The organism is Rugamonas apoptosis (genome assembly GCF_014042355.1).
GTDB classification, from domain to species: domain Bacteria; phylum Pseudomonadota; class Gammaproteobacteria; order Burkholderiales; family Burkholderiaceae_D; genus Rugamonas; species Rugamonas apoptosis.
Window position 1 is genome coordinate 679,123 of sequence record NZ_JACEZU010000001.1, and the last position, 14,085, is coordinate 693,207.

At 65.6% G+C, this 14,085-nt stretch carries 13 protein-coding genes; 8 read left to right on the top strand and 5 right to left on the bottom strand.

Features of this window, described 5'->3' with window-relative positions; all coding sequences use genetic code 11:
• Window positions 1–33 precede the first annotated feature (33 nt).
• From hisA to tatC, 8 genes are all read left to right on the top strand, one after another.
• The gene (gene hisA / locus H3H39_RS03055) at window positions 34–810 is read left to right on the top strand and encodes a 1-(5-phosphoribosyl)-5-[(5-phosphoribosylamino)methylideneamino]imidazole-4-carboxamide isomerase (RefSeq protein WP_182151764.1); all 777 of its coding nucleotides are present in this window, start codon (window positions 34–36) and stop codon (window positions 808–810) included.
• A 45-nt stretch (window positions 811–855) separates the two neighbouring features.
• Window positions 856–1,617, top strand: a complete 762-nt coding sequence (gene hisF, locus H3H39_RS03060; protein ID WP_182151765.1) for an imidazole glycerol phosphate synthase subunit HisF — start codon at window positions 856–858, stop codon at window positions 1,615–1,617.
• Window positions 1,618–1,631: 14 nt separating this feature from the next.
• On the top strand, window positions 1,632–2,114 hold the full coding sequence (gene hisI / locus H3H39_RS03065; protein ID WP_182151963.1) for a phosphoribosyl-AMP cyclohydrolase: 483 nt from the start codon (window positions 1,632–1,634) through the stop codon (window positions 2,112–2,114).
• Window positions 2,111–2,467 (top strand): phosphoribosyl-ATP diphosphatase, encoded by a 357-nt coding sequence (locus tag H3H39_RS03070; protein ID WP_182151766.1) that lies wholly within the window; start codon window positions 2,111–2,113, stop codon window positions 2,465–2,467. The genes hisI and H3H39_RS03070 overlap by 4 nt, the downstream gene beginning before the upstream one ends.
• Window positions 2,468–2,497: 30 nt before the next feature.
• Complete coding sequence (locus H3H39_RS03075; RefSeq protein WP_182151767.1) at window positions 2,498–2,869, top strand: histidine triad nucleotide-binding protein; 372 nt, start codon at window positions 2,498–2,500, stop codon at window positions 2,867–2,869.
• A 134-nt stretch (window positions 2,870–3,003) separates the two neighbouring features.
• Window positions 3,004–3,213 (top strand): Sec-independent protein translocase subunit TatA, encoded by a 210-nt coding sequence (gene tatA, locus H3H39_RS03080; protein ID WP_182151768.1) that lies wholly within the window; start codon window positions 3,004–3,006, stop codon window positions 3,211–3,213.
• A gap of 42 nt (window positions 3,214–3,255) precedes the next feature.
• Window positions 3,256–3,750 carry a Sec-independent protein translocase protein TatB gene (gene tatB, locus H3H39_RS03085; protein ID WP_182151769.1) on the top strand — a complete coding sequence of 165 codons (495 nt, stop codon included), beginning with the start codon at window positions 3,256–3,258 and terminating at the stop codon, window positions 3,748–3,750.
• On the top strand, window positions 3,751–4,506 hold the full coding sequence (tatC, locus tag H3H39_RS03090; protein WP_182151770.1) for a twin-arginine translocase subunit TatC: 756 nt from the start codon (window positions 3,751–3,753) through the stop codon (window positions 4,504–4,506).
• 13 nt (window positions 4,507–4,519) lie between these two features.
• Here tatC and H3H39_RS03095 read toward each other — a convergent pair whose 3' ends face one another.
• From H3H39_RS03095 to H3H39_RS03115, 5 genes are all read right to left on the bottom strand, one after another.
• The gene (locus H3H39_RS03095; protein ID WP_446033170.1) at window positions 4,520–4,678 is read right to left on the bottom strand and encodes a hypothetical protein; all 159 of its coding nucleotides are present in this window, start codon (window positions 4,676–4,678) and stop codon (window positions 4,520–4,522) included.
• 68 nt (window positions 4,679–4,746) lie between these two features.
• Entirely contained in the window at window positions 4,747–5,472 is a 726-nt protein-coding gene (locus H3H39_RS03100) for a DUF1640 domain-containing protein (protein ID WP_182151771.1), read from the bottom strand.
• 198 nt (window positions 5,473–5,670) lie between these two features.
• Entirely contained in the window at window positions 5,671–7,650 is a 1,980-nt protein-coding gene (locus H3H39_RS03105) for a DUF885 domain-containing protein (RefSeq protein ID WP_182151772.1), read from the bottom strand.
• Window positions 7,651–7,774: 124 nt separating this feature from the next.
• The gene (locus tag H3H39_RS03110; RefSeq protein WP_182151773.1) at window positions 7,775–11,950 is read right to left on the bottom strand and encodes a DEAD/DEAH box helicase; all 4,176 of its coding nucleotides are present in this window, start codon (window positions 11,948–11,950) and stop codon (window positions 7,775–7,777) included.
• Complete coding sequence (locus tag H3H39_RS03115) at window positions 11,950–13,899, bottom strand: dipeptidyl-peptidase 5 (RefSeq protein ID WP_182151774.1); 1,950 nt, start codon at window positions 13,897–13,899, stop codon at window positions 11,950–11,952. The genes H3H39_RS03110 and H3H39_RS03115 overlap by 1 nt, the downstream gene beginning before the upstream one ends.
• Window positions 13,900–14,085 lie beyond the last annotated feature (186 nt).

Genomic DNA, 14,085 nt, shown 5'->3' on the forward strand with positions numbered 1-14,085 from the left:
CCACCCCCTTTCACTCTCACTTTTGACACGATCATGCTGCTCATTCCTGCCATCGACCTCAAAGACGGTCACTGCGTGCGCCTCAAGCAAGGCGATATGGAACTTGCCACCGTATTTTCCGAAGAACCAGCCGACATGGCGCTGCACTGGCTCAAGCAGGGCGCCCGCCGCCTGCACCTGGTCGACCTGAACGGCGCCTTCGCCGGCAAGCCGAAGAATGAAGGCGCCATCAAGGCCATCCTCAAGGTGGTGCAGGACTTCGCGCTGGAAAACGATATCGAGGAGATTCCCGTCCAATTGGGCGGCGGTATCCGCGACCTCGACACCATCGAGCGCTACCTGGACGCCGGCATCAGCTACGTCATCATCGGCACGGCCGCCGTCAAGAGCCCCGGTTTCCTGCACGACGCCTGCGGCGCCTTCCCCGGCCACATCATCGTCGGCCTGGATGCCAAGGATGGCAAGGTGGCGACGGATGGCTGGAGCAAGATGTCCGGCCATGAAGTGATCGACCTGGCCCGCAAGTTCGAAGCCTATGGCGTGGAATCGATCATCTACACCGACATCGGCCGCGACGGCATGATGGGCGGCGTGAACATCGAAGCGACCGTCAAGCTGGCCCAGGCCGTCAAGATCCCCGTGATCGCTTCCGGCGGCCTGCATAACCTGGGCGACGTGGAAGCGCTGTGCGCGGTGCAGGACGAAGGCATCGAAGGCGTGATCTGCGGCCGCTCCATCTACGAGGGCACGCTGGACCTGGCCGCGGCCCAGGTGCGCGCGGACGAACTGACCGACGGCGCCGCTGAATAAGCGCCAGTTTCTTTGATTATGGCCTGCGGGCCGACGGGTTCCAACATGCTTGCAAAACGTATCATTCCCTGCCTGGACGTGACCGATGGCCGCGTCGTCAAGGGCGTCAATTTCACCGAGCTGCGCGACGCCGGCGACCCGGTCGAGATCGCGCGCCGCTATGACGAACAGGGCGCCGACGAACTGACCTTCCTCGACATCACGGCCACCAGCGACAACCGCGGCCTGATCCTGCACATCATCGAAGCGGTGGCGTCGCAAGTGTTCATTCCGCTCACCGTCGGTGGCGGCGTGCGCGAGGTGGCCGACGTGCGCCGCCTGCTCAACGCGGGCGCCGACAAGATCAGCATGAATTCCTCGGCCGTGGCCAATCCGCAGCTGGTGTACGACGCGTCGCAAAAGCACGGTTCGCAGTGCATCGTGGTGGCGATCGACGCCAAGCAGGTGTCGCCCGGCAAGTGGGAAGTGTTCACCCACGGCGGCCGCAAGGCCACCGGCCTGGACGCCATCGAATGGGCGCGCAAGATGGAACAGCTGGGCGCGGGCGAAATCCTGCTCACCAGCATGGACCGCGACGGCACCAAGTCCGGCTTCGACCTGGCGCTCACGCGCGGCGTGTCGGATGCCATCAGCATCCCCGTGATCGCCTCGGGCGGTGTGGGCGGCCTGCAGGACCTGGCCGACGGCGTCAAGCTGGGCCGCGCCGACGCGGTGCTGGCGGCCAGTATCTTCCACTATGGCCAGCATACGGTGCAGGAAGCCAAGCAGTTCCTGGCGGCCCAGGGCATCCCCATGCGGCTGGCGTGAGCGGAGCGACGATGATGGCTACTCCCCCCAACAACGGCCTCGCCAAGGCCAAATGGTTGAAGAAAGTACAATGGGACGAGAACGGGCTGGTGCCCGTGATCGCCCAGGAAGCGGGCAGCAACGACGTGCTGATGTTCGCCTGGATGAACCGTGAGGCGCTGGCGCGCACGGTGGAACTGGGCGAGGCCGTGTACTGGAGCCGTTCGCGCAAGAAGCTGTGGCACAAGGGCGAGGAGTCCGGCCATGTGCAGAAGGTGCTGGAAATCCGTCTCGATTGCGACGAGGACGTGGTGCTGCTCAAGATCGAGCAGGCCGGCGGCATCGCCTGCCACACGGGGCGCCATTCCTGCTTCTTCCAGAAATTCGAGGGCGACGCGCTGGAAGGCGACTGGCAGGTCGCCGAGCCGGTGCTGAAAGACCCGGCCACCATTTATCCCGAACCGGCCAAGACCGCGCCCAAGGCGGTGGCCAAAACGACGAAGACGAAACCGACATGAGTGCAATCCTGGACCGCCTGGCGGACATCATCGAATCGCGCAAGCTGGCCAACGGCGGTGACCCGGCCACTTCCTACGTGTCGCGCCTGTTCGCCAAGGGCGACGACGCGATCCTGAAAAAAATCGGCGAGGAAGCCACCGAGACGGTGATGGCGGCCAAGGACGCCCGCGCCGCCGGCGACGCCGACAAGGTGCTGTACGAGTGCGCCGACCTGTGGTTCCACACGCTGGTGCTGCTGGCCCAGTTCGACCTGCGCCCGCAGCAGGTGCTGGATGAACTGGCGCGGCGCGAAGGCGTGTCCGGCATCGTGGAAAAAGCGGCCCGCAAGGATGCGCCGGGCGACGCCGCCTGAGCTTAACGCAACGACTGACCAGGAGTGTTTGTGGATAACTGTATTTTTTGCAAGATTGCGGCCAAGCAGATTCCTTCGACCATCGTCTACGAGGACGAGGACTTGCTGGCATTCAAGGATATCAACCCGGCCGCGCCGGTGCACCTGCTGCTGATCCCCAAGCAGCATTTCGCCACGCTGTCGGACTGCACGGCCAACCAGGCCGCGCTGCTGGGCAAGATGCTGGCGCTGGTGCCGCGCCTGGCCGAGGAATTCGGCTGCGCCGTCAGCTACGAGGCGGACGGCACGCCCAGCGGCGGCTACAAAACAGTCATCAATAGCGGCCCCGATGGCGGCCAGGAGGTGTACCATCTGCACCTGCACCTGGTGGGCGGTCCGCATCCGTGGCGCCGTCTGCATTAAACACGCTATTAAGCATTCTGGATGAGGCCGGGCTAGTCCATGTGACATCCACATGACAGCCCGCGCTTCGCTTATACTGTGCGTATTGGGTATAACTGAGTTCTTTGGGCGTACGCCCTTGCAAGGGGATTAAGATGGGTTCTATGAGTATTTGGCACTGGCTGATCGTGCTGGTGGTCGTGATGCTGGTGTTTGGTACCAAAAAGCTGGGCAACATGGGTTCCGACATCGGCAAGGCCGTCAAGGGCTTCAAGGATGGCGTGCGCGGCGAGGAAGAGAAACCGGCCACCCCGGCCGCCCCGCCCACCATCGACGTCGACGCGAAAGAGAAGAACAAGCAATAAGCGGCGCGGGGCCCTGGCCCCGTCCGCGATCGCTTGCGCCCTATGATTGATCTCGGTCTTTCCAAACTAGCCATCATCGGCGTCGTCGCCCTGGTCGTCATCGGTCCTGAAAAGCTGCCGAAGGTGGCACGCATGGCCGGGTCCTTGTACGGCCGGGCACAGCGTTACCTGAATGAAGTCAAATCCGAAGTCTCGCGTGAAATCGAGATGGAGGAATTGAAGAATTTGCAAAAGGAAGTGCAGCAGGCGGCCGAGAACGTCAAGCAGGACGTGGAAAAAGCCGTCTCGGACAATCTGGCCGAAGTGCAAGGCGCCTGGGATGGCACGCCCTTCCCGACGGTCGAGCACGTGATCAGCGCCACCCCGGACGACCTGTCACGCAAGGCGCGCGAGTTCCGCCGCAAGAAGCTGGTGCGCAATTCGGCCATTCCCGGCTGGTACAAGCAACGCCACGGCGGCAAGCTGCACGTGACGTCGGGTGCGGCGCGCGTGGCCCGTTTCCGCCCGCGCGGCAATTCCTCCTCCTCGTTTTACTAAATGACTAAACCTGCACCGGGCGAAGAGACCTTTATCTCCCATCTGATCGAGTTGCGTGACCGCCTGGTCAAGGCGTCGATCGGCATCGTGCTGGTGTGTGTCGGGCTGCTGGCGTGGCCCGGCCCCTCGCACATCTACGACATCATCGCCCGTCCCATGATCGCCTCGCTGCCGGTGGGCTCGAAGATGATCGCCACCGGCGTCATTTCGCCCTTCCTGGTGCCGATGAAGGTGACGCTGGTGATCGCCTTCATCCTGGCCCTGCCGTGGGTGCTGTACCAGTTGTGGGCCTTCATCGCCCCCGGCCTGTACGCCCATGAGAAGCGGCTGATCGCGCCGCTGGTGATCTCATCCTCGCTGCTGTTCATGTCGGGCGTGGCGTTCTGCTACTTCTTCGTGTTCGGCCGGGTGTTCAAGTTCATCAACGAATTCTCGCCGCAGTCGATCGCCGTCACGCCTGATATCGAAAACTATCTCGATTTTGTCATGTCGATGTGTTTAGCGTTCGGCGCCACCTTCGAAGTGCCGGTGGTGGTCGTGATCCTGGTGCGCATGGGCCTGGTGAGCGTGGAAAAGCTCAAGGAAGTGCGGCCCTACGCCATCGTCGGCGCCTTCGTGGTGGCGGCCGTCGTCACGCCGCCCGATATCGTCAGCCAGTTCTCGCTGGCCCTGCCCATGTGCCTGTTGTTCGAACTGGGCCTGCTGGTCGCGCCCGTGTTCGTGCGGGTGACCCAGGCGCCCGAAGAGACGTCCTGACGGCCCGGCAAGCTCAGTTGGTCATGCGCTTGCCTTCATTGCCGAGGCCGCCCTCGACTTCCTGGGCCCGGTAATTGCGCACCGCTTTCACCATCTGGTTGTAGGAATCCATAAAGGCGGCCACCAGCACCTTGCCTTGTGGCGTGTTGGAAAAGCCGCTGGCACCCGGCATGGAAGAGTTGTCGTATCGCTAATGATGAGGCGGGATTTTGAGGGCACGCAATCGAATGACCAGGCGCGTCAGGCGAATAATTTGATGAGGATGACGGCGTTGGCGGCCAGGTTGGCGAATACCAGCCAGCGTAGTCCGTTGAACTGCCCGGCCATCCGGTCGAGCTTGGCGTCGAGCGCTTGAACCTTGCCACTCAACTCCTGCTTCACTTGGTCGATTTTGGCGTCGAGCGCTTGAACTTTGCCACTCAACTCCTGTTTCGCTTGGTCGATTTTGACGTCGAGTGCTTGAATCTTGCCACTCAACTCATGCTTCACGTCGTCAATTTTGGCGTTGAGTTGTTGACTCACACTGTCAATTTTGGCGTTGAGTTCATGCTTCACATCGTCAATCTTGGCGTTGAGTTCATACTTCGCACCATCAATCTTGGCATCAAGGATTTGGGTACTGAGGTCGATGCGGGCATGGATATCGTGCGTCGCGGCCGTTAGTCGGCCATCAAAATCGCGCTTGAGCAGGGCAATCGCGTCGTTGGCTTCCAGCCGGTTACGCGCGATGGCGCTGGCATGTTCACTGGCGACCTTTTCTATGGCGGCCGTCAGCTCGCGCTTGGCGACGTCGATGCGGGCCAGCACGTCCGTCTTGAGCAGCACCAGTTCGCTTGGTGCCACGACGGCAGTGGCCATCACGTCGCCCAGCGCCTGCGCGTGGGTCTCCGCCTGCGGCTGGGGAATGCCGCCCTCCGCCAGCTTTCTAGCGTACTCGAGCGTGTCGAATTGAATGGGCATGGTCATTGTCACTCCCGGAATTCATCGTAGCAGAAACGACGTCGCGCTTCCGTCACTGCGGCAATCGTAGCGGACCATTTTTCAACGCGCTTGCGGGCCCGCAAACACAGGCCAAACATCCGCCGTCAACGGTAGCCATGCTTGAATCCCGGAAAGCAAACGGGACGCGTTGCCGCGTCCGTCGTTGTCTTGCCTGCCTGCCGCTTACTGCGTCATCAGCTCGCGGATCACGCGCACCGGTGCGCTGCCGTAGCTGAGGAATTGCTCATGGAATTCCTTGAGCGAAAACTTGCCGCCCAGCGCCTGCTTGCGCTGCTCGCGCAATTCCATGATTTCGCTGTAGCCGCTGAAATAGCTGGTCAGCTGCACCGACGTCACCTGGGCCCGGTGCCATTTTTCCTCGGCCTCGCTGCGGGTCTGGAACGCCTGGCGCGTGAGCAGGTCCATGGCCTGTTCCTGCGTCATGCCCAGCACATGCACGCTATAGTCGAGGATGGTGTTGGTCACGCTGCGCAGGTTCCATTTGGACCACATCAGCCACATCTCGGGCGCGTTGTCGCCATAGCCCGCTTCGAGCATCATGCGCTCGCCGTATACGGCCCAGCCTTCCACCATGGCGCCATTGCCGAAGATGGACTTGACGATGGACGGCGAGCGGTTGGCGTACACCAGTTGCGCGTAATGGCCGGGGATGGCTTCGTGGATGTTGAGGATCTGCAGGATCCAGTCGTTGTACTCGCGCAGGCTGCTTTCGGCCGCTTCCGGGGTGGCGCCGTCGAGCGGGGTCACGTTGTAGTAGGTGCGGTCCTGCGGACGGTACGGGCCGGGCGCGTCGATGCTGGCGCCGGCCACGCCGCTCTGGTAGGCCGGGGTGGCGCGCACTTCCAGCTGCTTGTTGGGATCGAGCGTGAGCAGGTCGTGGCTGATCACCCAGTCCTGTAGCAGCGGCACCTGGCGCCGGATCTCCTTGAAGAAGTCCTCGCGCGCCACGTGGTGGCTCGACAGCTTGTCGATCACCATGCCGATCTTGGCGTAGCGGTCGTTCGGCTTGGCGGCGTCGCCCATGGTCTTGGTCCACAGCTCGTCGGACAGCTTGTCCATATTGGCCAGCAAGTCCTCGCGGGCGGCCAGCGCCTTGCGGTAAGTCTGCTCGGCGGTGCTGCCGGACTGGATGTCAAACGCGAACTTCTGCTCGTACAAATCCTTGCCGATGCGGAACGAGCGGCCACTGCCGTTCTTGGCCATGGTCTGGTCCAGGTCCGTCAGGTAGGCCACGTAGCCATCCACCGCCGTCAACGCCGCGTTGATGCGCTGGGTGAACAGCTGTTTTTCCATAGGCGTGAGGATGGACGCCTGCGCTTCCTTGTCCAGCTGGGTCAGCATGGTGAGCACGCCGGGCGCCTGCTTGATGGCCAGCTTGGTGTGCTCGGGCGTGGGGTTGGCCAGGTTGGCGCGGGCCGCGTCGTAATAGGCCGGCACGCTGGCGATGCGCTTGAGCAGGGTGCGCAGGCGCTGCGGCTTGGCCGCGTATTCCGTGTTGAGGATCAGGTCGATCGGGCCGGCCACGTTGTACAGCGCCGGATTCCACTGGTATTCGCGGAACGTGGTGAGGTTGAAGCGGTCCGATTTGAGCTTGTTGACGAGCAGGGCCAGGTCGGTGCGCTGGCGGGCCGACAGCTGGCGCGTATCGACCTTGGCGAAGCGGGCCAGCCAGTCGTCCGTGAACGCCTGCTGTTTGGCCAGCGTGGCCGGATCGTAGACGGTCATGGTGGCGGCCGTGTCGTACTTGCCCGCGTAGATCGCGCTTTCCGGGTCGATGCGCCACAGCGCGTTCAGGAACTGCACGCCGAGCGTGTCGAGCGCCTTGTCCTGGCGCCGTTCCGACGATGGCGCTGGCTGGGCGTGGTGCACGGCGGCGGCCACGGTGGCGGCCGCCGCTACGGGCGCGGCCGCATGGGACTTGCCCTTGCCATGCTTGCCGTGGCTCTTGCTGTCCCCTTTGGCGCTGCTTTTGCCGCCGCTTTTGCCATCGCTCTTGGCGTGCTTGCCGTGGGACGAACTCTTGGTCCCCGACTTGGCCGTGCTGGCGGCCGCCTTGGCATGGTGTTTGTGGGTGCTGGCGCTGGCCGGCGCCAGCGCGATCGACGTCAGCAGTGCAGCCAGCGCGATATGGGTCTTCATCATATAAAAGCAGCCTCGTAGATGTTGGGGCAAGACGCGCATATTCGCAGGTTTGGGGCGGCGCGCCAAGGTCAAGCGTGGGAGATTATCACTAAACGGGGCCCGCGAGGGCGCCCGTTACACCCCGCTACATCTCGCGTCCGCGCTGCATGCCTTCGGCCAGCATGGCCAGCATGTCGGCCGCCGACATGCGCGCCGCCAGGTCGCTGCCATCGAGCAGGCTGTCGGCCAGGTCGCGCTTGTGCTGGTGCAGCGCCACGATGCCTTCCTCGATCGTGTGGCGCGCCACCAGCCGGTAGATGGTGACGGGCCGCTGCTGGCCCATGCGGTGGGCCCGGTCCGAAGCCTGGTCCTCCACGGCCGGATTCCACCACGGGTCCATGTGGATCACGTAGTCGGCCGCCGTCAGGTTGATGCCCATGCCACCCGCCTTCAGGCTGATGAGGAACACGTCGCCGTCGCCGGCCTGGAATGCGTCGACCCGCGTCTTGCGCTCCTGCATGGGGGTGGCGCCGTCCAGGTATTGGTAGCGGATGCCGTTGGCGTCCAGGTGGTCGCGGATCAGCTTCAAGTGGTCGACGAACTGGCTGAACACGAGCACCTTGTGGCGGTTGTCCAGCAAGCCTTCCAGCAGGTCGGCGAAGGCGGCCAGCTTGCTGCTGGCCAGCCCCAGGGCCGGCGCCACCAGTTGCGGATTGCAGCAGGCGCGGCGCAGCTTCATGATCTCGGCCAGGATCTGGATCGATTTACGCTCGGTCGGGCCTTCCACCTTCTCCAGGTTTTCCAGCGCCGCGCGGCGCAGCGATTCGTACAGCGCCGTTTCCTCCTTTGACAACTCCACTTCCAGCGTGATCTCGGTGCGCGAAGGCAGTTCGGCCAGCACCTGGGCCTTGGTGCGGCGCAGGATGAACGGCTGGATCAAGCGCCGCAGCCGCTGGCGCGCGCCCACTTCCGCCTTGTGGTTCTGGGCTTTCTCGATCGGCCCCGCGAAGCGCAGGTTGAATTGCTCGATGCTGCCCAGCAGGCCGGGATTGATGAAGCGGAACAGGTTCCACAGTTCGCCCAGGTGGTTTTCCAGCGGCGTGCCGGTGGCCACCATCTTGAAGTCGCCCTGCAAGGCCATCACGGCCTGCGACCGTTTGGTGGCGCCGTTCTTGATGGCCTGCGCCTCGTCCAGTACGATGGTGTGCCAGCGCACGCCGGAAAAAAGCTTCGCCTCCAGCTGCAGCAGGCCGTAGCTGGCCACCACCACGTCGTACGGCTGCAAGGTGGCCAGCGTTTCGCCGCGGTCGCCCGCGCCGAACAGCTTGACGTTGAGGGTGGGCGCGAAGCGGGCCGCCTCGCTGATCCAGTTCAGGCACACGGAGGTGGGCGCGATCACCAGCGTCGGCCCTTGCGGTGCGCGGGCCAGGATCAGGGCCAGCGCTTGCAGCGTCTTGCCCAAGCCCATATCGTCGGCCAGGCAGGCGCCCACGCCCCAATGGGCCAGACGGGCCAGCCAGTCGTAGCCTTCGCGCTGGTAGTCGCGCAATTCCGCCTGCAGGGTGCTGGGCAGCTGCGGCTCGAACTCGGTGCGCGTCTGCATGCGCGCAAGGTGTTCCTTCCACAGCTTGTCCGCCTTCAGTCCGCCCGCGTCGTCGGCCAGGTCCTCCAGCGCGAACGCGGCCAGCGGATGCAGGCGCACGCCGTCGGCCGTCAGTTCGCCGTAGGCCGACACTTCCAGCAAGCGGCGGTGCAGTTCCTCCGTCAGCGCCAGGAAGCGGTTGTCACCCAATTCCACGAAGCGCCCCTGGCTGGTGTGCATCAGCTCCAGCAGGGTGCGCAAATCCAGCACTTGGCCTTCGTCCACCTGCACTTCGCCGCTGGCCGCGAACCAGTCCTTGTGGCTCTTGATGGCCAGCCGCAGCTGGCCGCTGCCCACCTTGGGCGTGACGCGGAAGCTTTCGCCTTCCGGCCAGGCCAGCACGATGCTGTCCTGTTCCAGCGCCTGCAGTTCCACCAGCAGTTGCAAGCACAGCGCCGGCTGGCCCAGCAGCCATTCGCCGTGTTCCTGCTCGGCCGATTCGAGGATGGGGCAGCGCGCCACCAGCGCCCGTTCCGCATCGCGTTCGCCGTTCAGGTCGCGGCGCGCCTGCACCGGCTTGCCGCCCGCGTCCGCGATCACGCTGTCGGCGCCAGTGCCGGGCGGGTAGTAGGCGCCGCCGGCCAGCGGCCGCACCAGCAACTGCATCTTCAAGCCGTGCTGGTAAGGCAGCAGGTGCACGTGCAGGCGGGCGTCGGCCGCCACCTGCTCCATGTCGGTGCCGGTGCCGCCGATTTCCGACTGCACCGTCACCAGCGACGAGATCGAGCCGATCACCTGCAGCACCTGCTGTTCCGCGTGGCGCGGCACGGTCAGGCCGTCGCCGACGATGGCGCCGATGCGCCGGTGTTCGTCGAGGATCTGGATCACCCGCAGCCGGGTTGGCGTTTCCTTGTTGATGATGACGGTGCTGCCGTCGTCGGGAATCGGCGGTTGCAGCGTGATCGTCAGGTTGTCGCCTTGCTTGCGGATCAGCAGTTCCGGCTCGCCGCCCAGCAGTTCAACCCGGGTGTCGGGCGCGTCGTGCCAGAACAGCAGCGGGTGGCCCACCAGCGCGGCGGCCGCCCGCTGCGGGTCGATCTCGTAGGCCAGGCCGGAGGAATGGTAGTGGCGGTGCGCCACCCCGATCGCTTCGGACGCGCGCACATCCTGCGGCGTGAGGAAATCGAACTGCTCCGCCTCGTAGCGCAGCCGCTTCAAGGCCACGGCGCGGCCCTTGCCCCAGATGCCGCGCGCATCGCGCTTCTGTTCGCGCGGTTCGATTCCCGTCAGGCCGTGGCGCGGATGGAAGGTCAGCACCCAGGCCAGGCGCGCGTTGCCGCCCGGCGCGGGCGCGGCGTCCTGCTGCAGGGCGATCAGGGCGGCCAGCTGGCGCTGCCACGCTTCCTGCCGCTCGAACCAGGAAGTCAGGTCGGCGTAGCCATGCTGGCGGCGCAGGGCCGCGCCATGGCGCGCCTGTTCCGCGTCGCCCAGGTGGCCCAGCAGGGTGGCTGTCTGGCCGGCGATGAAGTGATAGCCAGCGCGGTCGGCCAGCTGCACCAGTTCCTGCAATTGGGGACGATACTCGGCCAGTTGGGGTTGCGACAGCCAGAAGTACAGCAAGCCCTGGAACATCTGGGCTTGCAATCCTGTTTCCCACGCGCGTTTGGTCACCGTATCCGGCTGCAGCGTGCCGGCGCGCACCTGGCGCAGCAGGTCCAGCTGCTGGTAGACGGCGCTGTCGTGGTTGTGCGGCGCGCGCAGCGCCGCTTCCAGGTAGGCTTCGGCCGCCTTGGCCAGCTTGGCGTCGCCCTGGCGCAGCATGGCCAGCACGTACAGGTGGCCGCCCATGCCCGTGAATAGCTGCTTGCGCTTGCCCGATTCGCGCCGCAGCATCTTGAGCGCGGCGTCGAAGCCGCTGATGGCGGCCGAGGCGGCGCCGCGCAGCAGCACGATCACGCTGGCCAGGAACTGGCTGGGCGCGCCGGCCGTGCCTTCCAGGTAGCGGCCCGCGTCGTCCAGCCGGCCGCACAGGATGGCGTCTTCCGCCAGCGCCAGGCGCAGCGCTGGCGTGACGTCGTCGCCGCCGGCGCGGCGGCGCTGGAAGTGCTGTTCCGTGAAGTCGCGCAGCACGGGCGCGCTGGCGTAGTCGCGCTGCGCGTTCGATAGCAGCAGCGTCAGGATGTCGTCCTGCAGCAGCGGGTGGACGCGCGCGATCATGCCCGCCTCGAACGGCCGGCCGAAGATCTCGATAATGGGATGCAGTTGGGCCGCCTCGTAGCAACCCTGGCAGAAGGCCAGCAACGGCAGCACGCGCTGCGGGTCCTGGCCGCGCAGCAGCGCCATGCGCAGGCGGGCCACGCCGGCCCGGTAGCTGCGGGGCTCCACGGAATTCCAGGTCTGGCGCAGCGGCACCAGCAGGTCGTGCGCCTGGCTCAAGTCGTCCAGCGCATGGGTGCCGATGGCGGCCCGGATGGCGGGCCAGCGCAGGCCCGGATTGCAGCTGTGGCCACGGCCCGTCACCACGTTGGAGAAGGCCAGCCGTTCCAGCTTGCGCAGCGCGTCGTCCAGCGAGGCGACGGTGAGCTTGTCGCCATGGTGGTCTTCGATGCGGGCCGCGTGCAGGTGGTCCAGGATGGTGGCGCGGCCCATCGGCTCGCCCACCAGCGCGAGCAGGGCCAGCGTCATTTTTTCGTGGTAGGCCAGCGCGTCGAATTCGGCCTGCAGTAGTGCTTCGTTCATCAAGCGGGCAGGTTGTCGATATGGACTGCGCCGGGCGCGTCACCCGGATGCAGGCCGAACAGACGCTGGTAGAAGTACAGCTCCGCTTCCAGCGTGCGCACGATGTTCTCGGCCTTGCGGAAGCCGTGGCCTTCACCTTCCAGCGGCACGTAGGCGACGGGCACGCCGCGCGCGCGCAGCGCCGCCACCATGGTTTCCGATTGCTGCGGCGGCACCACCTTGTCGTCCAGGCCCTGGAAGAAGATCATGGGCCGCGCCAGCCGGTCCGTGTGGTTGATTGGCGAGCGGGCCTGGTACAGCGCCTCGGCCGCCGGCTGCGGCGCGATCAGGTATTCGTTGTAGTGCGATTCGAATTTGTGCGAATCCTGGTCCAGGCCCTTGAGGTCGGACACGCCGTAGTAGCTGGCGCCAAGCTTGAACACGTCGTGGAAGGTCAGCGCGCACAGCGTGGTCAGGCCGCCGGCGCTGCCGCCGCGGATGATCAGCCGGTCGCCGTCGGCCTGGCCGCGTTCCACCAGCGCGCGGGCGCCGGCGATGCAGTCCTCGACATCGACGATGCCCCACTGGCCCTTGAGCGCGTCGCGGTAGGCGCGGCCGAAGCCGGCGCTGCCGCCGTAGTTCACGTCCAATACGCCGAAGCCACGGCTGGTCCAGTACTGGGTGGCCAGCTTGAGGGTGCTGGTGGTCATGCTGGTGGGACCGCCGTGGCTGATCACGATCACGGGCGGCAGGCTGGCGGCCGGCGCCTGCACGGCCGGGTTGCAGGGCGGGTAGAAGAAGGCGTGCGCCGTGCGGCCGTTCGCGCTGGGGTAGCTGATGGACTGCGGCACGGACAGTTCGGCCACGGCCGGCAGCGTTTCGATGGAACGGGCCAGCACTTCCACTTCCGCGCTGGTGTACTCGATGCGGGCCAGTTCCAGCGCGATGGTGGGGCTGCCGCCCATCAGCGCGATGAAGCCGGGGCCGACCCGCAGTTCGCGGATTTCCTGATACGGGTTGGCGATTGGCTCCAGCCGCCCGCTGTCCACCCGCAGGCGGGCCAGCTTGCTCACGCCCTGCACGATGTAGGTGCAGATGATTTCATCGGCCGAGCGGAAGCCGTACATGGAACCGCCGAAGGTCCAGTGCGGGGTGGCGAATTCCGCCTCCATCGGACACAGGGCCTGGACTTGATCGCCGGCCAGGCGGTACAGATTCCACCAGCCGCTGCGGTCGGACACGAAGTGCAGCACGCCGGCGGGCGACCATTCGGGCTGGCACACGGCTTCCTCGGGGCCGCCGGCCACGCGGCGTGGCACACCCAGGCTGCCGTCGTCCAGCACTGGCGCCAGCCACAGTTCCGTGCCTTGCCACGGCATGCGCGGGTGGTCCCAGCTCAGCCAGGCCAGCTGGCGGCCATCGGGCGACAGGCGCGGCGCCGCATAAAAGTCCGCGCCGTGCACCAGCACCGTCTCGGCGCCGTCCGCGCCGATCGCGCACAGGGTGTTGACGGGCTGCGCGTGCGGATCGTCGCCATGCAGTTCGCGCACGCTGATCAGGCGTGCGCGGGTACGGTCGGCCACGAAGTCGGCGTGGCGCTGCTTGCCGGGGCGGGTCAGGGCCACGGCCGGGCCGTCGCCCTGCTGGCGATACAGCAGGTTGTCGGCGAAGTGCGAGAAGTAGACCGTGTCGCCGTCCACCAGGAAGGCGCCGCCGCCATATTCATGCACCCGGCTGCGCACGTTGTAGGGCAGCGGGGTCAGTTCGGCCGTCGCCGCGCCCCGGTGGCGCAGCAGGGAATTGCGGCCCGCCTCGGCGGCGCGGCCTGCCAGCCAGTAGATGTCGGCGCCGTCGGCCCCGCCCACGGCCAGTTGCGACAGCGGCGTGGCGCCGGCCGCCACGCGCGCGGCGCTGATGGTCGATGGCCAGGCGCCGAACGGTGCGGTGGGCAGTGGGGTGGCAGGGTGCATGGTCGCTCCAAAAAAGGTCGGGATCGGGGTGCTGGCATCATAGTGAAAGCGCGGCCAATGTTCCAGCCTTAGTTTCAGTATGCGTCCGGCATGAACGCGCGTCGCGCCGGGCCTACGTTTCGTCACGTCGGGGACAGGACGATGCGTAAAAACGGGGCGCGGGATGCGATAATAGCTTTTTTATTC